At 58.9% G+C, this 20,628-nt stretch carries 20 protein-coding genes; 14 read left to right on the top strand and 6 right to left on the bottom strand.

Annotated elements, in window-relative coordinates; genetic code table 11:
* Positions 1-23: 23 nt before the first annotated feature.
* Complete coding sequence (locus AC3FKH_RS31300; RefSeq protein WP_488679567.1) at positions 24-959, bottom strand: alpha/beta hydrolase; 936 nt, start codon at positions 957-959, stop codon at positions 24-26.
* Between the two features lie 217 nt (positions 960-1,176).
* Positions 1,177-2,097, bottom strand: coding sequence for an alpha/beta hydrolase (locus AC3FKH_RS31295; RefSeq protein WP_488679566.1), 921 nt, complete (start codon positions 2,095-2,097; stop codon positions 1,177-1,179).
* A gap of 203 nt (positions 2,098-2,300) precedes the next feature.
* Here AC3FKH_RS31295 and AC3FKH_RS31290 point away from each other — a divergent pair, with 203 nt between their 5' ends.
* Positions 2,301-3,275 carry a LysR family transcriptional regulator gene (locus AC3FKH_RS31290; protein WP_488679565.1) on the top strand — a complete coding sequence of 325 codons (975 nt, stop codon included), beginning with the start codon at positions 2,301-2,303 and terminating at the stop codon, positions 3,273-3,275.
* 170 nt (positions 3,276-3,445) lie between these two features.
* Here AC3FKH_RS31290 and AC3FKH_RS31285 read toward each other — a convergent pair whose 3' ends face one another.
* The 3 genes from AC3FKH_RS31285 to AC3FKH_RS31275 all read right to left on the bottom strand — a co-directional run bounded on the left by AC3FKH_RS31285 (position 3,446) and on the right by AC3FKH_RS31275 (position 6,517).
* Positions 3,446-4,870, bottom strand: a complete 1,425-nt coding sequence (locus tag AC3FKH_RS31285; protein ID WP_488679564.1) for an MmgE/PrpD family protein — start codon at positions 4,868-4,870, stop codon at positions 3,446-3,448.
* Positions 4,871-5,391: 521 nt separating this feature from the next.
* Complete coding sequence (locus AC3FKH_RS31280; protein WP_488679563.1) at positions 5,392-6,054, bottom strand: DUF2889 domain-containing protein; 663 nt, start codon at positions 6,052-6,054, stop codon at positions 5,392-5,394.
* A 28-nt stretch (positions 6,055-6,082) separates the two neighbouring features.
* Positions 6,083-6,517 (bottom strand): YybH family protein, encoded by a 435-nt coding sequence (locus tag AC3FKH_RS31275; RefSeq protein ID WP_326348430.1) that lies wholly within the window; start codon positions 6,515-6,517, stop codon positions 6,083-6,085.
* Positions 6,518-7,851: 1,334 nt separating this feature from the next.
* Here AC3FKH_RS31275 and AC3FKH_RS31270 point away from each other — a divergent pair.
* On the top strand, positions 7,852-9,549 hold the full coding sequence (locus tag AC3FKH_RS31270) for a site-specific integrase (RefSeq protein ID WP_488679562.1): 1,698 nt from the start codon (positions 7,852-7,854) through the stop codon (positions 9,547-9,549).
* 75 nt (positions 9,550-9,624) lie between these two features.
* On the opposite strand, the gene AC3FKH_RS31265 is transcribed toward AC3FKH_RS31270, so the two are convergent.
* Positions 9,625-9,786 (bottom strand): hypothetical protein, encoded by a 162-nt coding sequence (locus AC3FKH_RS31265; protein ID WP_488679561.1) that lies wholly within the window; start codon positions 9,784-9,786, stop codon positions 9,625-9,627.
* A gap of 162 nt (positions 9,787-9,948) precedes the next feature.
* Between AC3FKH_RS31265 and AC3FKH_RS31260 the strand changes: the two genes are divergently transcribed.
* The 12 genes from AC3FKH_RS31260 (at position 9,949) to AC3FKH_RS31205 (ending at position 20,564) form a co-directional block, all read left to right on the top strand.
* The gene (locus tag AC3FKH_RS31260) at positions 9,949-10,197 is read left to right on the top strand and encodes a helix-turn-helix domain-containing protein (protein ID WP_488679560.1); all 249 of its coding nucleotides are present in this window, start codon (positions 9,949-9,951) and stop codon (positions 10,195-10,197) included.
* Between the two features lie 103 nt (positions 10,198-10,300).
* Positions 10,301-10,711: a PH domain-containing protein gene (locus AC3FKH_RS31255; RefSeq protein WP_488679559.1), complete on the top strand. Its 411-nt coding sequence runs from the start codon at positions 10,301-10,303 to the stop codon at positions 10,709-10,711.
* Positions 10,708-11,013 (top strand): hypothetical protein, encoded by a 306-nt coding sequence (locus tag AC3FKH_RS31250; protein WP_488679558.1) that lies wholly within the window; start codon positions 10,708-10,710, stop codon positions 11,011-11,013. Before AC3FKH_RS31255 ends, AC3FKH_RS31250 begins: the two co-directional genes overlap by 4 nt.
* A 469-nt stretch (positions 11,014-11,482) precedes the next feature.
* Positions 11,483-12,040: a superinfection exclusion B family protein gene (locus tag AC3FKH_RS31245; protein WP_488679557.1), complete on the top strand. Its 558-nt coding sequence runs from the start codon at positions 11,483-11,485 to the stop codon at positions 12,038-12,040.
* Between the two features lie 319 nt (positions 12,041-12,359).
* Positions 12,360-12,986, top strand: coding sequence for a hypothetical protein (locus tag AC3FKH_RS31240; RefSeq protein WP_488679556.1), 627 nt, complete (start codon positions 12,360-12,362; stop codon positions 12,984-12,986).
* A gap of 54 nt (positions 12,987-13,040) precedes the next feature.
* Positions 13,041-13,310: a hypothetical protein gene (locus AC3FKH_RS31235; RefSeq protein ID WP_488679555.1), complete on the top strand. Its 270-nt coding sequence runs from the start codon at positions 13,041-13,043 to the stop codon at positions 13,308-13,310.
* A gap of 426 nt (positions 13,311-13,736) precedes the next feature.
* Positions 13,737-14,213, top strand: a complete 477-nt coding sequence (locus tag AC3FKH_RS31230; protein ID WP_488679554.1) for a hypothetical protein — start codon at positions 13,737-13,739, stop codon at positions 14,211-14,213.
* A gap of 243 nt (positions 14,214-14,456) precedes the next feature.
* Complete coding sequence (locus tag AC3FKH_RS31225; RefSeq protein WP_488679553.1) at positions 14,457-14,735, top strand: hypothetical protein; 279 nt, start codon at positions 14,457-14,459, stop codon at positions 14,733-14,735.
* Between the two features lie 114 nt (positions 14,736-14,849).
* A complete protein-coding gene (locus AC3FKH_RS31220; protein WP_488679552.1) occupies positions 14,850-15,332 on the top strand; it encodes a hypothetical protein in 483 nt (160 codons plus the stop codon).
* 446 nt (positions 15,333-15,778) lie between these two features.
* Positions 15,779-17,503, top strand: a complete 1,725-nt coding sequence (locus AC3FKH_RS31215; RefSeq protein WP_488679551.1) for an SIR2 family protein — start codon at positions 15,779-15,781, stop codon at positions 17,501-17,503.
* Entirely contained in the window at positions 17,500-18,135 is a 636-nt protein-coding gene (locus AC3FKH_RS31210; protein ID WP_488679550.1) for a hypothetical protein, read from the top strand. The genes AC3FKH_RS31215 and AC3FKH_RS31210 overlap by 4 nt, the downstream gene beginning before the upstream one ends.
* The gene (locus AC3FKH_RS31205) at positions 18,132-20,564 is read left to right on the top strand and encodes an AAA family ATPase (RefSeq protein WP_488679549.1); all 2,433 of its coding nucleotides are present in this window, start codon (positions 18,132-18,134) and stop codon (positions 20,562-20,564) included. The genes AC3FKH_RS31210 and AC3FKH_RS31205 overlap by 4 nt, the downstream gene beginning before the upstream one ends.
* Positions 20,565-20,628 lie beyond the last annotated feature (64 nt).

Here is a 20,628-nt window from a genome sequence, read left to right as displayed (position 1 = left end):
GGGGCAGCCGCATGCCCCTGTCTTTAGAGGTTGTCCTTGAAGAAAGGCACTACCTTCGCCATGGCGAGGGCCACAGGCTCGGCCTTGTCGTAGAGGTCGTAGTGCGACCAGCCTTCCGCCACAACGATTTGCTTGTTCGTGGAGGCAGCACGGCCGTGGATCTCCCAGCCGTCGCGGTAGGCGCCGAAACCGCCGGGCTTGTCGCCAATGACGATCATCAGTGGCTGGGTCAGCAGCACCTCGGCGTTCAGGAAGGCGTCCCAGCCCATGGCGGCACTGCTGAAGGACATCAACTGGCTGGTGGCGCCATTGGGTTGCTGGCCTCGGGAGGTCTTGTAGTATTCGGTGGCCTCGAGCACGTCAATGTCCGTGACGCCAGCCTTCCTGCCTGCCTCAACCGACTCCGGCAGCAGGTTGACGGCGCTGCGGTCGCCGCCCTTCGCCTCGGCGGTGCGCAGCTTGGCCATGTTCTCAATGGACTCCAGCGGCTTGAAGTTGGCGAACCCTTCCCGGATCAGGCGGCCGAAGTTGACGCCGGTGATCGATACCAGTGCCTTGAGGCGATGGTCGGTGATACCCGCATGGATCGTGTAGGCGCCACCGCCGCACACGCCGATGGCACCGATGCGCTGCTCATCGACGTAGGGCAGGGATTGCAGATAGTCGACGGCGAAACGTATGTCAGAGACGCGAATCGCCGGGTCCTCGATAAAGCGTGGCGTGCCACCGCTGGCGCCCTGGAAGCTGGCATCGTGCACCAGCACGATGAACCCTTCCTTGGCGAGCCCGGCTGCATAGATGTTACCCGCTGTCTGCTCCTTGCAACTGCCGATAGGGTGCGTGCTGACGATGGCGGAGTACCTCTTGCTTTCGTCGAAGCTCGGAGGCAGGTAAAGGTCGGCGGCCGTGTCCCAGCCGAGGTTCTTGTAGGTGACGTGCTTGATAGTGGTCGATGACATGCTTATCTCCTGATCGGGTTCTGGTTCAGTGTGGAGAGAACCGGCTCAGATTCCGCTCTTCAAAGACGCAGCGAGCAATACCCAGGGCCGTGAAAATGCGCGATGCCGAAATGGAGGGTATGTCGGCGTCCGTGCCGGCACCAGACAGACAGGTCTCGTGCTGTAGCTGCTTAGAAGGGGGTAGCGCGGCTTCATACACGCAGCCGCGCCGGAGGGGTTACTTCAGGGTGCGCTGGAAGAACGGGGTAAGCACGGAGACGGCCTCATCCACGTACTTCAGCACGTCGTAGAGCGACATGTGGTTGGCGCCCTCGACAATATGCATGTGCTTGTCCTTGCTGGCTGCGCGAGCGAGAAGATCGTCGCTCATCCACTTGCTGCCGGCCACGCTGCCCACCACGCTCTGGATAGGCTGGGTGAGGAAGGCCTCGGCCTTATTGTAGGCGTCGTAGGAGACGATTTGCGTCAGGCTGCGGGTAGTCATGAAGCCGGGGGCGTTCGGATGCTCGCAGCGGGGCGTGTGGTAATACTCCCATGCTTCTTCCAACTCTTTGTTCGGGGCATCTTCCTTGCGCATGGGGGCCAGCGGGAAACTCTCGTTCCTGGCCGCGTTGCCAGCGTCGGTAGTGCGGGCATTCGAGCCGAGTTCCAGCACCGCTACGGCATCGGAGTCCTTGATGTTGTTCTCCCAGCCATTCCGGAACATCGAGCCGATGTTGACCGCGCTCACCGTTCCGACGGATTTGATCCGGCGGTCGTTGATTGCAGCGTTGGCGGTGTACCCCGCGCCGGCGCAGATGCCCATGGCGCCAATGTTCGCGTGGTCCACGTAAGGCAGCGTGGTCAGGTAGTCGATCACCGCACTTACGTCTTCGGTACGAACGTAGGGATTTTCCAACTGCCGGGGCTCGCCCGTGCTTTCGCCCTGGTAGGAGGCGTCGTAAGCAATGGTGACGAAGCCCTTTTCTGCCAGCTTCCTGGCGTAGAGGCCGGCGGTCTGCTCCTTCACGCCGCCTCCCGGGTGCGACACGACGATGGCCGGGTACTTCTTGCTCTTGTCGAAGCCCTCCGGAAAGTTGATCACGGCAGCCAGGGTGATGCCTTGGCCGTTGAGGTTCTTGAAGTTGACTTTTTGCATAGGGATCTCCCGAGGTTCAGTGGAAAGCAAGCACGCATTCATCACAGCTTCAGACCTCCCGGGTGTCATATGGGGCGCCCATTTCACCCAGGGACATTGCCCGAGAGTCTGTCGCTTGAGTTCGTATGGTAGGAAGCGTATTGACAAGCGACAAGGCACTGACATCTACTACACATGTAAGTCTGGCTTAACAATGACGCACGATGGATCCATCCAAAATACCTGCGCTCGCTTGGTTCTCTCTCATTGCACAGCACGGTAGCTTCACGAAGGCTGCAGCGGAGATGGGGGTCACGCGTGCCGCGCTGTCGCAGAGCCTTAAAACTCTGGAGCAGCAACTGAATGTCAAGCTCATCTACCGCACGACGCGCGACATGTCGTTGACAGAGGAGGGGCAGCGTCTGTTCGACAAGATCCGCCCGGCGTTCGGGACGATTGAGCAAGCCGTGCGCAGTGTAGGCGAAGCCAATACGTCCCCCTCGGGTCTATTGCGAATCAACACATCGAGGATTGCATCCCGGAACCTGATTGAACCGCATCTTGCGGAATTCCTTGCGCGCTATCCCGAGTTGAAGCTGGAAATCTTGCTGGATGACGGGTTCTCCAACATTGTGGCGGATGGATGTGACGCAGGCGTCCGCATGGGAGAAAGCCTGGCGCAACATGTCGTGGCTGTCCCGATTTCTCCGTCGTTGGAGATGGCCGTCGTTGCCTCGCCTGACTACTTCGAGCGCCACGGTATGCCGGAGTCTCCCGCCGATCTGGCCGAGCATGACTGCGTGGCGTACCGACACACATCGAGCGGAGCCATCTTTCGGTGGGAGTTCAGTTCCCCGGAACCGAATGGCCATGCGTTCGTTGTAGTGCCTCAGGGATCTTTGATCACCAATGATGACGACAGCATGATCCGCATGGCCCTTCAAGGCGCCGGACTCGTCCAACATGTGGATATTGCGGTGCGCCATCTGATAGCGGACGGTTCATTGATGCGCGTCCTTCAGCCTTGGTGCAAGCCTTTTGCGGGGTTCTACCTCTATGTTCCCTCGCGCGCTCAGTTGCCCCTGAAGGTTCGCGTCCTCATGGACTTTCTGATTGAAAAGAGAGGCCTCCTGGAGGCCGAGAAATCGGCTTTGGAGAATAGGCGGCGAAACGTCAAGAAGCGACGTGCAACGGGATAAAGGCGCTGCCGAAGTCGCCTCTGAATCAGTGAACTTCTCTGAGCATGACGCGGGCCATCGAAGGAGACACTAGCGTCGCGCGCGTTGCGTCGACCAGAACCCGTGGACAGCGCGCTGCCTCGGGAGATGATTCGGTACGACGCGTGGGAAGGGTTGGCGTTCTACTTTACCTACTGCCGCGCGAGCAGGCGCATGATCCTGCCAAAGTCATCGACCTGCTCCAGGTGCAGGACGCTGTCCAGGACCTTGTCGATGGTTGCGGCTGAAAGAAGACCATCGACGAAGGTGCGGAACTTGCAAACCAGTTCCTCCGTGGCCATGTAGGTCTGCGGGTCGGCCGAAGGCGTGCCCTTGGGGTAATGCTTCTCGGCAGCGAACGTCTGGCCACGTGCACGGATCTCAACGCGTGACGGGCGGCTGGTGATGTCCGCCGAAATGGACTGGAAGTAGGTCGGGTGTGTTTCCAGCTTTACCCGGTGCATCAGGGTCATGACCGATGGGTCGAACACGACGGACGGATCCTGCCATTGTCTGCCGGGTGGGATGCGGTGAGCAGCGACAGCCAGGCCATGCGCGAAGCAGAACTGCGCGTCATGCAGCTCGGTGATCTCGCGGTTTGTGAAGCAAGGCAGCTCGTAGGCCCAGCCCTCTCCGTAGGAAGTGATTCCCTTGATTTCCTCGACGCGTATGTCGTGCTGTGCCACGAGATCGATCAGTAGGTCCAGGGGTGCGTGCATGACGCGGCAGTGCGGATAAGGCTTGAACATCTGGAAGGCGGGGAAGCGCCATTCTTCGCCGAGTCCGGTGGTAAGAAGCTCGGGTGACCAGCGCGAGGTACCGACAAAGCGCGGATACCCGAATTCTTCGTCATCCAACATTTGCAGGTCACCACGGTGGCCAAGATCTCCCATGTCCGCGGCCGACAGCGCGGCATTGGTCAATGCGCCGGCCATCTGGTATTTGATCGTCGCGGTCGGCGTGTGCATGAACCAGGCGCGCTGCGAGTTGACCGGCGCTGTGGCGGCGGCGATGCCCAGTGCATTGGCCAGCCGGTCTACGTTAAGCCCCTTGAGCTTGGCAGCCGACGCTGTCGCGCCGAAAATCGTGCTGCTGTAGCCAACGACCGATGTATTCGCAGCCTTACCATCTTTGGTGTCGCGATAACCGCTCATGGCGGCGCCCAACCGGTAGGAAATCTCGTGCGATACGGCGATGGCGGCGATCAGATCACTTCCCGAGCGCTGGTGCACCTCGGCGGACGCGAAGGCGCCCGGCAGCACGTAGGGGCTCACGTGGCCAGGCAGCAGCACGGAGTCCGCGTCCAACGCATTGATCAGCTCGCCGTTGGCGAATGCCGCGCCGTGCGGGGTGGACTTGTGAGATGTACCGATGATTGTCGCACTGCCTCCGGTGCCACCCAGCCGCCGGCCGGCCTCAATGCCGATGCGCCCCTTCGGATGTTCAATGCCTGCCAGCGCGCAGCCGATGGCGTCGAGTACGTCGCGCTTGCATTCTTCAACGACATTCGGTGGCAGCCGCGCGATTTCGGTATTCACCGAGAACTCTGCCAGGTGTTCGATAATGGTCTTGCCCATAGGATATTCACTCCTTTGCCCGCTTGAGGTCGGTGACGATCTTCATCGTGCGCTGCAGATTGTGCTGAAGGAACTGGGTGAAGGGTGCGTGGCAACACGGCGCTCGATAGGACAATCGTCGTCGGTTGCGTGTGGCTGCACGCTTCTCCTTCGTAGTGGCCGCTAGGCGGCGCGCAAGCTCGTCGTTGTCGTCCGCGCAGTTGCGGTGAGACGTTGGCGCAAACGAGTTTCGACGCCGCCGGCGGGCATCGTCAAGCGGTGGCCTCGCCAAGTTCCGTACTAAGAAAAATGCCATCATTGGGTCCCGCTTCGATGGCTTGCCAACGCGGTGATGGCTGTGGCTTGCGCCAGTTTTCGTGGCGGCGCGGTCAAGTGGTTTGTTGCGGAGTGGGTTTAAGAACGTCCTTGCGCTGAAGTCTTGATTGCGCGCTTGTTCAGAAGGAGCAAAGTTCCTGCATTCATTGTGGATAGCCGCAATTCCACGGTGTACCTGGCACGGCGGCGGCCGCCAGCGTCGATGGTTAGTCCGGAGCGGCTGGATTGGTGCCTGCCGAAGCGTTGCCGGGGGGTTGGTAGAAATCCGGGGCTAACCGCCTGATCACTTCGCCGTCAAGCCGCCAGCCGAGGCACTTGTCCCAATGCGGCTTGGGCGATGTCGCCGCCGGAGGTCTGATGCGGGGTTCGGGCAGGGCTTCCCATTCCTGGCGCCGCGTTTCGCCGCCCACGGTCTGGTAGGCCACGGTACCGAGATTCATGAGCAGTTCGCGCAGATGCGTGCAGCCGCGGGTGCTGCCCAATGTGATCTCCAGCGCCTTGCGCCAGCCGCGCGCAATGCTTGCGCCAACCAAGCCTTGCAGCGGCGGAATGCCCCCGGTGCATTCGCGAAAAGGAATCGAAGGCAGTACTGCAGCGATGGCCCGGACGGTATAAGTGTTGTCCAGCGTGATGCGGACCCGCATGTGGTGTATAGGCACGTCGGGCGGTTGCTCACCGCTTTCCCAACTGGGCCAGGGCGCGGTCTTGCTGTCCTTCATCTCACCTTCGATGTCCCATAAGCCGTCATCACGGCGAAAGCCTTGCATGATGACAGCGCGGGTATGCAGGTGGCGTCGTGGTGCCGACGGCGGCAATTCGTTGGCAAACGTTGGCGCGGAATGGTCGGCGGGCGCTTGGTCTTCGTGCATCGGGTCCTCTCGATGAGGGGTGCGCCGGCTATTGGATAGGCGGTGCTTCCGGTGTCGGGGAAAAGTGGTGCTGCAGAATCTGCCACACGCCCAGGCGCTTGACCAGCACCCAAGTTGTCCGCAGCGCCGATTCGGTTTCGCGCCCGTCTACGAGCACGAAGCGGAAGTTTGCATGCCCCTGCGCCAGCAACGTGTCCGCGCCAAGTTCAACCAGGGTCTGATCGGCCAGAGACATCGATGCCGAGCGCAGGGTCCCGGTGTACGAGGCAAAGTACCCCAGGATCGCCGCCTGGCCCACAGCGTGGCCCGGGCGGCCCCCAAAGAACAGCGCCTCGGGCGCGTACAGCGCGGTCAGCGCGTCGGCATTCCATGTCAGTGCGGCGGTGTTCCAGCGGCGCTCGACATCTTGCAGTACGGCCTGCGCTCGCGCGGCGTTCGTGCTTGTCGCGTGATGTTCGGTCATGGTTGCCTTGTCATATCATTGCCAGGCGCGACCCGGGAGTTCCCGGCCACGCCATCCCTGTGCCAATGCCGGCAATGCTACGGCGACGACGCCCGCCAGCTCAACCGAAAAGACAGGGAGTTCCGTACCTTGGAATGCCACAGCGCGGCTGCACGGCGGGAGTTTGCCGAGATGTTTCAAAGTACGGGAGAGTCCGCACAGAGTGATTGGTAATTTTCCTCGGGTACAGCATAGTGAACGCGTGCATGCCAGAAGTCGGTAGCCGTTGTCTCCATGCTCGCCTCAGCGAGCTTATGCCCCGCGGCTCGCCGCGGGGCTTCTTTTCGCACGATTGCCTCAATCTTCGATGGCGGAATCTGCCCCTACGGCGATTTGAAGCAACTCATCCGTCCTTTCCACGTGAAGGTTCCGGAAGCCGCGCTCGCGGATCTACGCCTACGCGTCACGGCAACACCGTGGCCGGACCCAGGAAACGGTAGCCGATCGGACCCAGGGGGCACACCTGACCCAACTGCGCGATCTGTTGCACTACTAGGGGACGCCTTACGACTGGCGAGAAGCCGAAGCCAAGCCGAACACTGAGCGGGCGGACGCGATCTGCTGCATCCAGGCGCAGATGGCGGACTACGGGCTGACGCTGGACGAACTGGAAGCGGCAGGGCGCTTCGATCCGCCGCTTCTGCCGGCGGTCTGCTAGCGCTGCATTCCAGCAGTATGGTCGCAGGGACAGGTGAAACTTTCCGGCTTGCTCCCCGAGTGTCGTGGCGATCCGCTCGATGAGGTTCCGCTCCAGTCGTGTCAGGAAGCGGTCCGATTGCGATGGAACGGCACGGTCTCCCTGACGACCCTATCATCGATAGCGTGTAAACGCGCATCAGCGACGTTTAGAGTGCCGCCTGACTCGGGCAGCAAAAATGGATCGCTGTTCTCATACAGCAGATGGGCCGATAGGGTACGTGTTGTGCAGCGATTCGACGGGGAAATTGGCTCGATCTCGAGCGCGTCGTTGCCGACGCGGATCATTACGCCGTCATCCCTGGGGTTGACGGTACACAGGCCGCCGCACTCCGCAGTGCTTAACGCATGCCACGCTGGACCGGCGTCCCTTACCTCGGGCCAGCGGCACGGCGGCAAGCACTGCGGTATCAGTGGTCACACGCCTCCTGGAACCGATCGCGTACTAGGGCATCACCAGTACGCGGAACTAGCCGCACCTGCCCTTCGAAGCCAGGTTGGAATCGGCAGCTATGATTCTGCAATCATGCGAGCAATGACAGCTATTACGATAAGTATCCTTATCGTAATAGCTGGATCCTTGCGCTAAACTGCTGGGCATGAAATTCCGCCTCACCCCGAACGACCCGCAACCGACGGCGCGATCCGACTTCCCGGATGCCGCTGCGCTCGCCGCCCTGCGTGCTTGGCATGCCGGCCTGTCGACCCGGGAGGCCGTCGTCCGGTACTTGGATGAGGCAAGGGTGCAAGGGCGGTCGTCGCGCGGCGTCCTGGGTCGGATCCGGCGCCAGCTGGCAGCGTATGCCCGCAGCCGCCAGCGCGAGGACCTGGCCCGGCTGTTTGAAATTGTCGCTGCCGACCGGGCGGAGCAGGGCTGGGCTGCCGACCAGGCGATCGAACTGCTGCGTGCGCTGCCGGCGCCGGTGCCAGCCATCAGCGACGACATCGGGCTGTGGCTGGCGCCGCGCACGGTCGCCGCACTGCGGGCGCACGGGATCGACACCCTGGCGGCGCTAACCGTGCGCGTGCCACGCCGGCGCCGCTGGTGGGCCGCGATCCCCGGCCTGGGCGCGACCGGAGCCCGGCAGGTCGAAGATTTCTTCGCCCGGCATCCGCAGCTGACCGAACGGGCCCGGGCGCTAGCCGCACAGACGCCGGACACAATTGTGGTGCCTTGGGAGCAGTTACGCCTGCCGCATCAGGTCGACGGCTCGCAAGGACAGTTCCGCGCGCCGCGCGCGACCTGCACACTTAACGCCGACAACGACTACGCGGCAATCCAGGCCTGGCTGGAGTTGCACGAGTCCCCAGCCACCCAACGGGCCTATCGCAGGGAAGCGGAGCGGCTGATCCTGTGGGCGATTATCGAGCGCAAGCGGCCGTTGTCGTCGCTGACGACGGAAGATGCGACGGCCTACCGCAGCTTCCTGCGTCGGCCAGTGCCTCATGCGCGCTGGGTCGGGGCAGCAAGACCGCGTTGCACGCCAGACTGGCGCCCGTTTTCGGGCGCCTTGTCGGCGCGCTCCACCGCCCATGCCTTGTCCATCCTGGGAGCGATGTTCCGTTGGTTGATCCAGCAACGCTATGTGCTGGCTAACCCGTTCGCAGGCATCAAGGTGCGGGGAGGGGGACGTACGGCTGCACTGGACAGCTCGCATGCCTTCACCGAAGGCGAATGGCTGCTGATCCGCACCCTTGCCGATGGCCTGGAGTGGTCGTATGGCTGGGACGCGCCGGCGGCGCAGCGGCTGCGCTTTGTGCTGGACTTTGGTTATGCCACCGGACTGCGCGCCAGCGAGCTGGTTGGCGCAACCCTCGGTGACATCGAGACCGACGGGCAGGGCGATCACTGGCTCAAGCTGATGGGCAAGGGCAGTCGTGCCGGCCGGGTTGCGCTGCCGCCGTTGGCGCGGGCCGCGCTGGATCGTTACCTAGTCGCGCGCGCACTGCCGGTGACAGCAATTCGGTGGGATCCCACGACGCCGCTCGTCGGCGGGCTTGGTAAGGACGCGGCAACCGGCATCACCAGCACGCGCCTGTGGCACGTGGTGAGGCGATTCTTCACGCAGGCTGCCGAGCTGATCGCCAATGACCAGCCGGCTGCGGCAGGAAAGCTGCAGCGTGCCAGCCCGCATTGGATGCGACATACGCATGCGACCCATGCCCTCGCGCGCGGTGCCGAGTTGACAACCGTCAGGGACAACCTTCGGCATGCTTCTATTTCAACGACATCGATCTACCTGCATGGGGACGACGTGAAGCGGGCTCGCCAGCTCAACTCCGCTTTTGGGGCCTGAGTCGCGCTCAACAAGCGCCTGTCTTTTAGCGAAATTTTTCCGGGGGCGCCGCACCCACGACCCATGCGCCACCGGCTACGTCACCGTGCCGCCGCCATACCACTCCATGGTTGCCTGATCGCGGAAGCGGTGCCACAGCTCGTTGTCCACCTCGACGAAGACGGCTTCGAAGTTGCCATGGTCGTCGTCTTGGTTAGCCGATTCCTCGCGCAGGGGCACTCGCTCGATACCGTCCAACTACTGCTACTCCCACGTTGATCATGTCTCTCCCTATCTGGAAGTCACCAATCGCGACTTCTTGGAGGCGTGCGCCGTCCTCGGTTCCCTCTTTTAGGGGGCTTGACGGTAGTCCCCGCTGGGGATATATGTAACCAGGAAAATTAGACCGAGATAAATACAATGGGATCAAAGCAGAAGCCCTATCCGGTCACCCAGCAGGATTTACTGCGGGAGGCAATGAACCAGCTTGGCATGACGCGCGAAGAGTTCGCGGCACGCCTCAGTGTGTCCAGGCGAACTCTCGACAAGTGGCTCTTGCCGAGCGGGTCCTCTGATTTCCGAGCCTTGCCAGAGATGGGGCGTGCCTATATCCAAGAAATTCTGACGTGGCACCACGCGTCAGGCTCAGTTTCAGTCATGATGCGCTAGGACGTGAAAGCTCTCCGCCCTTACAATTTCAGCCGCGATCGACGTAGATTCATGTAACGTTCAAAAACAATTGATAAAAAATGGGGTAAGAATGGCATCTTTCGTGGAAAATTCTCTGATTCCTGGCGAAAAAATCGAAACGAAGGCGACGATCACGTGGCTGAGTCAGTTTTGGTATTTTCTGTTTGCAATTGTCCTGATCATGACAGTGATCTTCCCGATCATTTTCATCCTGCTGGCGATCCTCAACGTGACTACAACTGAGTTGGCCGTCACGAATAAGAAGGTTATCGGGAAGACGGGATTCATTCGTCGCGTTTCCATTGACCTGCCCCTTGATAAGCTCGAGTCGGTCAATATCAACCAGGGAATCATGGGCCGCATTCTGGGTTACGGTCGAGTGACGATCCGAGGCATCGGGGGCAACAATGTGAGCATTCCTTTCATCAAGAAGCCCATGGATTTCCGGCGCGTCATCATGGGACTGATGGATCGGAAGACCGCGACTGCGTGACGGGACGAAAATCGATAAAGGCCATCAGAACGCTGCATCTTGATAACGGGAAAAGCGCTTCAGGCAAGAGCAGGTTAACTCCAAAAAAAGTCATGATTGGTGGGCTTGGGAGCTTCACCGACTTCTCGGCCAGTGCCGTCAAAGCACGTATGTTCCAGCAAGCAGCGAAGTATTGCGCCGACCAAGGGCGTGTGATGTCGCCGATGGGCAGCACGGGCAAGGATTCGGGCTACGGTACGTACGCCTCTGCCGAAGTGCAGTTCCGCTGCTTGGCCCCCACGGCCGCCAGTTCGGCGAGATAACCCCCCGAGCGTGGCCGCCGCTAGGCGGCGACGGCGGTCAGCCGCCACAATGGAAATGACAACTAAGACACTCCGTTTTCAACGGACGACAGCTCCGCAACGTGCGTTCCTGATTGCGATCTCGGCAACCCGGTCGGGTTACCGCGCGCGAGTAACAGAGTTACTGCAATCGGGCGAGCGCGTGCCGGTTACGGTACCACACGGTCTCCGCTACCAGGTGCCCCCGGTCACCTTCTATCGCATGAGACAGCACTACCGAGGTGAACTGATTGCCGACATCAGGGCGCAGCTCGAACATGGCCACGTGGATCGTCTTGACCCCACAGCAGATATTTCACGCTTCGATTGCTTTATCAGTGCGAACTTAATAGGTTGGCCAGAAGGGTATCCGGAAGCAGTGGATGACGATATGAGCAATTGGCACGTCCCAGCCGGTGTATAGCAACCGTCAAAGGCCAACGAGGAGCCCATGTTGGGAGTAGTCAACGATATCCAGGAAGGCGTCAAGGCCTTTGGGGAAGTTGCAGTGAAGCCCCTGCTCGCCATTGCATTTGGCAGCAGCTTCTTGATCTTCGCGCCGACAACGATAGTCGAAGCTGCCGGGATGACCAAGCTGGTGAGCGACTATCGTCAGTGGCTAGGCGGAGCCTTCACGCTTTCGTGTGCGTACCTGTTGGCGCATGCAGTTAAATACGCTGCTGACATCGTCAAGACGTGGCGTGCGGCACGGTCGCTGGACAAGCAGCGTATTAAGTGGCTGGACACACTGACACCAGATGAGAAGGCGCGCTTATTGCCGTACATTCGGAATGAGCGCGCGTCGATCACGTACCCAATGGGGGATGGCGTAGTTGGAGGACTACAAGGCAAAGGGATACTTTATCGGGCCTCCAACATTGGCCACGCAGTCAGCGGATTTCCCTATAACCTACAACCCTGGGCCCGCGAGGCATTAGAAGAGAATCCTGAACTGCTGGATGGGGCCGAACAGATCCAGCGCACTCCGCATGACTGGATGGCCCGGTAGAGCCAAGGATAAGATAATGACATCGGATAGGACGTGGAAGGGAAGGATTGTCCGCACTGGTAATGACTACCTGTTCTCTCAGGGCGGGTCGTTGGCTACACGTCGAACCTGGCAGACGCCAGAGCATTCGAAACAGAGGAGGAAGCTATCGAGGCTGGCCGCGATCATTGCGATCCTGGCTTTGTGGTGATACGCGACCCGCGCTGAGAAAACGGAAAGCAATGCTACCAACCCTGAGATGGGAGGAGCGTCTCCACTACAGAGACGGTCTTCGGACAGCAAGATATGCAGCTCTTGCCGACGCAGAAGGATTTAGCATATGGGCAAGTACATCGATTCTGTTCGACAGTTATCACGCGAGTCGGTCGTTCTGACTGAGATGCCCGATTGCTATCCAGGACTTTTCTCGCGATTTGATGCCCTCTACAGGGCGCTCATGGCGGCCCGCAACGACGCGATGCATTCTGGAGTGTACGCGCGTCACGCTACGGCGGCCGCAATCGAACTATGCATTGGGCTTGAGGAGGCGTTGATGCAAGAACAGCAGACGGCTCGTACAAAAGTCAAAGACTTCATGGTCAGAGGAGCCGTGACCGTACATCCGTGGCAACCTGTAGCCTATGCTCGGCAGCTCATGTTGATGCATTCATTCACGTATCTTCCAGTCTGTATCGGGGACAAGTGGAAGCTGCTTCCCGAGGTTTCCATGGCAAAGTTCCTTCCCCGCGGCGGCCCACAGAGAAAGATAGCACTAGGCACGTCCATTGAGAGTGCTGCCTCACGTGAGGACAGTCCCCTCGTTCTTGTAGATGCCCGTGTCGTCAAGCCTGACCACGACGTAGCAGGCCTTCTTGATGATGTGAGCCTAAACCTGCCTACACTGTGGCTCGTGGACGATGAGAATGGAGGCCTGTCCGGGGTACTTTCACCCTTCGAGCTGATGTAAATGCATAGGAAAAAGTACCAGATCTCACCATGCATGAACGTAAATTCATTCGAAATGAAGAACAAGCTGGATGTCGGTGATGAGTTGGAGGCTAAGTGCAACCTCTATGGGCCGACGGACGGAAACGAAAGGCCCTTATTGCTCCATAAAGCGGGGAAGCGCTACAAAATAGTTCTTAGTAGCCTCACCACAGTCGCGATTATCGCGGAGACAGGTCGTAAGAACATCATTGACCGCAATGGGCACTACCTCATGAGCTTCGACTGGCATCCCATGCCAGCTCATGGCACATCCAATACCGTCTTGTACGAGGAAAAGTCATGAGGTTTTCTGAACGAAATGGCTATGCTCAGGTGCATGCGGTTCCTGAAGTAGCACGCCTTGAAGCCTCGGAAGAGCTTCGAGCCATTGTAATCAACGCCGCCATGGATTGTGGTATGAAGCCAGATGGCCTGCGTCACCTATTTTGCCGGCTTCTTCAGAAGAGGGCAGATTCCAATAACTGGAGTGAGGGCAACAGGAGCAGGAATATGACAATGCGAACCTATCGGCACTTCGTTTGTGTAAATGGGCACAAAGGGGAAGAGCGAACGTCAGAAAATGACCAACCGTTCTCGGCTTCGTGGGAGTCAATCCGCACGCGCGGCCTGGTACCGACTGGAAACGACGCACTAGGGTACACCAGCTACAAGTGCGCGACTTGCGGCGAGCCAATGTCCGCGACGCGGGACTCGTGAAGCTGAATCGGGAATGATGATGGTTCGAGACGAGGACGCTGTATTTAGTTCATTTGCTGAGGAGCATTCGCAAGAGCAGTTCTCAGTCAACCGCAGTGCCGGACTCGGTGCTGCAGGGGTATGTGCTGCAATTGCGCTAACTTTGATTCAGACTCAGATCAGAACTGTTGACGCGGTCGCCAGTATCATCTGTTCCTGTATTGCAATCCCGCTTTTCGTTCTTTCTTCCGGAATTAACGAATATTTTCTTTTTCTTGGGGAAAAGGCATATGGATTTTACACCCATATACGTATCTACCTACGCCTAATCAATGGATTCGCCAGCCTTCTACTGATCATTTCCTTTGCTTGCGCGGCGCACAGCCTTTCACCGACCGCTTCGTACGCTCTGCTGATAGCGGCAGTCATCGCCGTTATAGGTTTTAGGCGATTTCATCAGAAGCTGGGATCGTGGATTGCGAAGGATGCTACGGATCGCCTCGATGGCTGAGGAGTGCTTCCCCTGAACTTGTCAGTTGTCCGCCGCGCCAACCTATACTCCTGTCTTTTCTGATCAGAGAAATGTCTGAGAATCGGTGGCTGGCATTGGGCCGCAGCAGTTGGTCCGTTGAACGCAAGGAAAAAAGCACCGGGCGCATCACGCAGTCAGACGGATGCCTGTCAAACAATGGATAGACATGAGTCGGCCCAACTGATTGGGAAACGCCGCGGAGGTAACCAATAGAGGAAAATAATGAAAAAGTCGCTTTACCTTGTCGCACTCACAATGGCATCGTTCAACGCACACGCCGGGAATCCTGATCAGTGTGCAGCGTTCGGAGACAAATTCGCCGAATATGCGCGCTACCGTGACGCAGGAATGAGTATGGAATCCGCGCTTAAAGAAGCGAAAGCTAAAGACGGGAAGAGCGGTGAAGCGTTTGTCGCTGGAGTCTATTTGAACCCCGAAATGCTGCACATGACGCCGAACGAGATTCGTGCCCTTGCATTTAAGACTTGCCTCAATCGGTAGAAGCGTAGACGAAAATGACTGCGAAACATGCCGAGAGCGCTGCGCTATCCCAGACACGTGATGCTGTCCTTGTTGGTTTGATTAAGTATCCGGCGTAGAGGAAAAGAAGAATCAATGGTCATCGCAACTTTCGTGGTCGCCGTGTACGCGGCCCTGGTCTCAACTGTGGTCGCCATGGTGACGCTCTACGAAAAGCTTGGCCGCGCCCGCCTCAAGTTCAAGGCGAGCGTTGATTGGGCTCCCGGAAGCCATTTCTCGACGCCTAACGAAGCCGCCGTATATCTAACGGTGACTAACCTAGGGCATAGGAAGGTCTCGTTGACCCACATAATTCCCATCGCAGAGGACGCGAAGGAAGGCCAGGTAGTGGAGCCAGCCGGATTGCCGTGTGCAATGGCACGCGGAGAATCGACGACTATCGTGGCCGACGCCGCGTTAGCCGGTGACGGATGGGCTCGAATTGAGGTGGAAGATTCTGTGGGGCGACGTTACCGGATTGATGCCGAAACGCACGCCAAAATGAAAGCACAAGCGCGTCCGTTGCTCGAGTGGCAGGCAAAGATTCGCGCGACCTCCGGTGGCCATTCTCTTGCCTAGTCAACGCCGGGGGCGGTGTCGGACCGGGGCCATGATGACTACTAACAGAAACCAAACGACGCGATAGAACGATCCCGCGAATGGACGGTCGCTTGGCCGCCTGGAACTACAGGACCCCGGTTTCTGCCGAGAAAGCAACCGGCGGCGCGAACAATCGCGACCGCTGAGGTCATAGACCGCTTGCTTCCATTCCCGTCTCGGCCAGGTGGAGAGGCCGGCCTAATCAAGATATCAGCGCTGCCGGCGCCTTGGTAGAATATGGTGCGAAGCACCCCTAAGGTTTCGGTACCTGTGTTCTCCGGTAGATCGGCTGATCTGAGCAGTTGCCAAATTAACTAGCGGGGAAGGGGACGTGCAAAATCGTCCCGGGAAGTACTAGCCCGACGACGTCGTAAGCGACAGAAAAACAAGGCATAGCGATGGCTCCAACAGCGAACGAGATTACGGTGCGAGAGGTGCTTGCGAAGTTCGAGGCCGAGTTTGCTCCCGTTGCCAATGCTGTCGAGAATGGTGAATTTGCGCTTTGGGTTGGCTCAGGAATTTCGAGACAGGCGCCCAACCTAGGTAACCTCATCGAGCGCGCGTTCGACTATGTCCGGGAGAGGGCAATCGATCCCGTAACAACGGCTGCCTATATGCCAGCGCTTGAGGAAGTGCTCGCGCTTGCAGAAATTGATCCTACACAAGTCGGCGCGCGATACGGACAGCCGCTTGCGCTCTGGCCTGAGCGTATCGAGATCATTGAACGCCTTTGGAATAAGTATTCACGCGTCCTCGACATCCGCATCGCTGGAACAGATGCAGATTTCATTCTTTGGGATGCGATCGACATCAGAGAGGCCTTCGCGCAGCCTGAGCCTCCTGCCGTTGAGCATTTATGCATCGCAATCCTTATCCTCGAGGGCGCGATCCAAGCAATTGCCTCAGCGAATTGGGACGGTTTCATTGAAACAGCTGTTGAACGCCTGAGTAACGGCGTGCCGGGAATTATTCAGGTGGTTGTCGATCCCGATCAACTTAGGGGACCTGCGGGTCGAGCGCGGTTGCTTAAGTTCCATGGTTGCATCGTACATGCCACCCGCGAGCCGTTGGTTTTCCGGCAATTCCTGACGGGGAGCCATACCCAAATCATGGATTGGCCCGAAAAGCCTGAAGTCGCCGCAATGCGGAATACAGTTGTCGGCCTTGCGACGACGCACAAGACACTGGTGCTTGGGCTTTCGATTCAAGATAACAATCTTCAGACACTCTTCACACGTGCTAAGGCAGTCCATGCTTGGCCTTGGCCTTGTGCGCCGGCTGCCCCCGCGCATATTTTCTGCGAGGACAAGATCCAGCCGGGTCAGCGCGACGTGCTGCGTCTCACCTACGGCAACGCATACAATGCCAATCCCGCGGCCGTCCATGACGCCACGTTGCTCCGAGCCTGGGGTGAAAAAGTACTAATTGCGCTTGTACTAAGGCTCCTTGCGGACAAGCTGTCGGGGTTAATGGCGACGTCTCTAATCGCTTTGGGGAAAGGGCCGATGGCAGACATACTTGACCCCCTGCTTAGGTCATTGCGAGACGACATTTCCGATCTTGCGGTCCCCGCTCAGGGGGGGCAAAGTCGGACCGGCGCTGTGAACCGTGCCATCGCTCTCTGGTCGCGCATGCTTTCATTGTTCCGGAGTGGTGCTCTTCCCGCAAACGCCGATGCCTATGAGGCACTGAGCAATTCGACGCCCAATCTGATGGCTGCTGATCCGAATGCGCAAGCCATGGGCCTGGGACGTCTTGGGGTCGCCTTGTCTTTACTTCAGTATGGACGCGCAACGGGGCTTTGGGAACTACGTCAGCCGGCAGCAAACGACGTGACGTCGGGAGCTATCACAGCTCGTGCCTCGCGTCCCGACGGAGTGGATCGCCCCCTGTTCATAGTAAGGTCGGCCACGGAAGCTATCGCTTTAAAGAGCAAAGGGGCCTTCGCCGATGACAATGTGATTGTCGTCCACGCGGACGATGCTTGGCATCAAATGGTGGCGGGTGGTGCAAGTGCCCGGCGCGTGCGCGTCGCGCCTGGGCGAACAGGTCGAGTTGGCGAGACACATGTCAGCCTTGGTAATCTGCTTGAACGCAGCGAAAACGCCGCGACACTGCAACAGGAATTTGTCGCGGAGATGATCCTATGAATGACTCGCCTCTCGTGCAAGCAATCCGACAGCGACTTTGCGGTGCAGGTTACAGCGACCTCCGCACACCTTTCAAGGTAGCGGGCGTCGAGTTCGCATTTACCGGTGCGTTGCACGGTCGTGGCGGCCGGGCGCTGGACTTGGTACTTCTAGTCGATACGACAACAGGTGACTTTGGTGATCGCGATGGCGGACGAGTCCGGCAAAGGGTGGAAGCGCTAAGCCGAGCGCTTGACGTCACTGGCTCACGCTATGTTGTGACGGTGATCCTCGCTGGCGCAGCGCTTGCCGAGGGTATTGAAGCACTCTCGGACACCTGCCGGGTGCTGCACGTGGAAGGCGTCGCGCTGAACGATGCAGGCAAGCTGGCTAACGAGACCGCGGAACGTCAACTCGATGATCGTATTCGCGTGCTCCTGCCGCTCACACTCCCGGGACTACTTCCTGAGACGCCGGACGGGGCCGGCCCAGCCCTAGAGCAACTCATTCGCGCGCTTCCTCCAGGCACGAAGCAGAGCATTGTCGATGCGGCTATCGCTGCTTCGATCGACGGTGAGTTGGCAGTGACAGACGCTGTTGCGCTGGTAATTTACCGTGCATTGCAGTCGGAACTTGGAGACGAGCAGTCGTGAGCGAACTCACCCTCAAGAGCCTAGATATCAGCAACTTCCGCAGCATCCGCGGTCAGATACATGCGCCGCTCGATGCCAACGTAGTTTTGGTCCACGGCGAGAATGGTGCTGGCAAGACCAGCTTGCTATCCGCGGTCGAGTTGGCGCTGACCGGACAGATTCAGTCGTTGGGCCGCGCAGATCCTGGCTATGAGAAGCAGTTGTTACATCGCTCAGCGACAGAAGGTGGCGTTCTGCTTCGAGCCATGGCTGGAACATCCGAGCAAAGGTTCAAAGCCACCCTCGATGCATCCGGTGCTAAGTCAATCGCTTCGCTTGAAGGTCAGCGCGCGGCTTTTTTTAGAGAGAGAGCGTTTTTGCCGCAGTCTCTGCTCGGGCAACTACTACAGATTTACCAAGATGCTGGGAACGATGCGACATCGCCTTTGGCGCAGTTTGTGGCCAAGTTATTGGGACTCGACCGGCTGGATGCGCTTGAAGCTGGGTTAAAGCCACTCGCGGACGTGAGGAACGTCCGCAAGAATGTGGACGGGTGGCTGGCGGCGGAAAATGAGAAGCTGCGCCTCGATCGGCTACTTACCGATCAGAGGAGGGTGCGGCAAGGACTCAATGAACAAATTCAAAGCGCGGTTAGGGAACTGGCGGTGCTTTGCACCGCGCTCGAATTGTCCGTTGACGTCAAGGAAGATACGTTGGAGGCGGTAGCAGCCGCGCTCATGAATGGCAACGATGCAACAGCCTTTGCGCGACTCACGGATCAGCAGCGTAGACTCGCCGCGATCCAGCGCGAGATTGATGCTGCGCAGAACGCGATCAAGTCTAATGGTGTTCTTGGTCCGGCTAGCGCGGAAGAAGCCAGGATCGCCTTTGGGCGCTGGGAGGCCGAATATGGGGAACGTGTCGGCTCGCTCCGCACCCGTATTGAGGTGTTGCTACCAGATATTTCCCTGGGTGATGATCTGGCGCAGTTTGCCGAAGCTGCGCTGATGCGCCTAAGGACCGAGCATAAGCAACTTACCGTTCGCACATCGCAGGCGCGGACTGAAATTTTACGGCATGGTGTAGCTCAGGACGAGCGTGATGTAGCGCTGCGCCAACGGAACACGATCGACGAAGAAGTTGCCCGCCTCTCAAGCAACGCGGGCAGCATCGGGGCGGCGTTGGCCGAGCTGACATCATTTATTGTCGACGAGATTTGTCCGGTCTGCGACCGAGATTTTAGTGACGTTAGCAAGGTACCGTTGAGCGCGCATGTCCATGGCAAGGTGCGGGCGCTGTCTGCATCTGCAGAGCGGTTGATAACACTCGGCCGCACCCGGAGTGAAGCGCAAATAACGATCGAGCGGCTTAATCGCGAAATAGAGGCGATCGCCGTGCGCAAGCTAAACGAGGAAGGGCTTGCCGAACTCGATCGGCGACTGGCCACGGTCGAGGTACTGATAAGCGAGATCGACAGTATTATCGATGCTCTGCATGCAGGTACACGATTGCGCGCGGCCGACATCGCTGCGCGGCGTGCTGTGAGCGAATCCCAAGCACGTCACGTATCTCTTGCCGCCGCGCGCGAAACATTGGACGAATTTTCGCTCTCGATCGGGGCTCCCAGGCTGGAAGAGGGCGAGACATTTGAGGCAGCCACTTCGCGGCTATATGCGCTTCTTGGCACCCAAGCAGCACGTCTTGAACAGCGACTTTCGATGCGTCGCCGGGGGAACGATCATATCGAAAGCATTCGCTCGGCGCTTACGCGCCGGAAGGAAGCCGAAGACCAGATCTCGGTCGATTCCGCGTCATGGACACGCGCCGATCGAGCGCTCGAGCGGGCGCAGACCCTTCGCGAGCACGGCAATGTTATTCGAAGCGCAGTAGACAAGATTCGCTCTACCATTATTCGGCGGGAGTTCAACGACCGGCTCAATCGAGTGTGGCGAGACCTGTTCGTGCGGCTGGCGCCAGCCGAGCCATTCGTTCCAGCATTCCGCATCCCGGAGTCGTCCACGCAGAAGCTTCAGCCCAAGCTCATCACAGAGCATCGGGATGGTGGCGAGGCTGGAGGAACGCCGGGTGCCATGCTAAGTGCCGGCAACCTCAATACGGCTGCACTGACTTTGTTCATTGCGTTGCACCTCTCGGTGCCCCGAGAATTGCCTTGGCTGATTTTGGATGATCCAGTGCAATCAATGGACGACGTCCATATCGCCCAATTCGCTGCACTGGTTAGGACTCTGTCAAAGGAGCATAATCGCCAAGTGGTGATCGCCGTTCATGATCGCCAACTGTTCGAGTATCTCAAGCTGGAACTAAGCCCCGCCTTCCCGGAGGATAGCTTGCTAACGCTCGAACTCTCTCGTGGCGCTCGTCGAGACAGCGTTTGCCTCTCCAACCGATTCTCGTTCAAGCAGGAGACGGCTCTTCTTGCTGCGGCGTAGCCGATAACACCAAGCAAGCCTTGTGTATCTTCTCAGTAACGGTGGTCGAGCGGTACTTTGAACT

It is taken from the genome of Cupriavidus sp. 21MJTG02-4, from assembly GCF_057798975.1.
The sequence above is the reverse complement of the archived record's forward strand: the minus strand, read 5'-3'. Positions and strand labels throughout refer to the sequence as shown.

What these genes read in the sequence shown, in the direction of transcription:
- AC3FKH_RS31300 (WP_488679567.1), bottom strand. Translation starts at nt 959, where the DNA reads ATGTCATCGACCACTATCAAGCACGTCACCTACAAGAACCTCGGCTGG.
- AC3FKH_RS31295 (WP_488679566.1), bottom strand. Translation starts at nt 2,097, where the DNA reads ATGCAAAAAGTCAACTTCAAGAACCTCAACGGCCAAGGCATCACCCTG.
- AC3FKH_RS31290 (WP_488679565.1), top strand. Translation starts at nt 2,301, where the DNA reads ATGGATCCATCCAAAATACCTGCGCTCGCTTGGTTCTCTCTCATTGCA.
- AC3FKH_RS31285 (WP_488679564.1), bottom strand. Translation starts at nt 4,870, where the DNA reads ATGGGCAAGACCATTATCGAACACCTGGCAGAGTTCTCGGTGAATACC.
- AC3FKH_RS31280 (WP_488679563.1), bottom strand. Translation starts at nt 6,054, where the DNA reads ATGCACGAAGACCAAGCGCCCGCCGACCATTCCGCGCCAACGTTTGCC.
- AC3FKH_RS31275 (WP_326348430.1), bottom strand. Translation starts at nt 6,517, where the DNA reads ATGACCGAACATCACGCGACAAGCACGAACGCCGCGCGAGCGCAGGCC.
- AC3FKH_RS31270 (WP_488679562.1), top strand. Translation starts at nt 7,852, where the DNA reads ATGAAATTCCGCCTCACCCCGAACGACCCGCAACCGACGGCGCGATCC.
- AC3FKH_RS31260 (WP_488679560.1), top strand. Translation starts at nt 9,949, where the DNA reads ATGGGATCAAAGCAGAAGCCCTATCCGGTCACCCAGCAGGATTTACTG.
- AC3FKH_RS31245 (WP_488679557.1), top strand. Translation starts at nt 11,483, where the DNA reads ATGTTGGGAGTAGTCAACGATATCCAGGAAGGCGTCAAGGCCTTTGGG.
- AC3FKH_RS31240 (WP_488679556.1), top strand. Translation starts at nt 12,360, where the DNA reads ATGGGCAAGTACATCGATTCTGTTCGACAGTTATCACGCGAGTCGGTC.
- AC3FKH_RS31235 (WP_488679555.1), top strand. Translation starts at nt 13,041, where the DNA reads ATGAAGAACAAGCTGGATGTCGGTGATGAGTTGGAGGCTAAGTGCAAC.
- AC3FKH_RS31230 (WP_488679554.1), top strand. Translation starts at nt 13,737, where the DNA reads ATGATGATGGTTCGAGACGAGGACGCTGTATTTAGTTCATTTGCTGAG.
- AC3FKH_RS31225 (WP_488679553.1), top strand. Translation starts at nt 14,457, where the DNA reads ATGAAAAAGTCGCTTTACCTTGTCGCACTCACAATGGCATCGTTCAAC.
- AC3FKH_RS31220 (WP_488679552.1), top strand. Translation starts at nt 14,850, where the DNA reads ATGGTCATCGCAACTTTCGTGGTCGCCGTGTACGCGGCCCTGGTCTCA.
- AC3FKH_RS31210 (WP_488679550.1), top strand. Translation starts at nt 17,500, where the DNA reads ATGAATGACTCGCCTCTCGTGCAAGCAATCCGACAGCGACTTTGCGGT.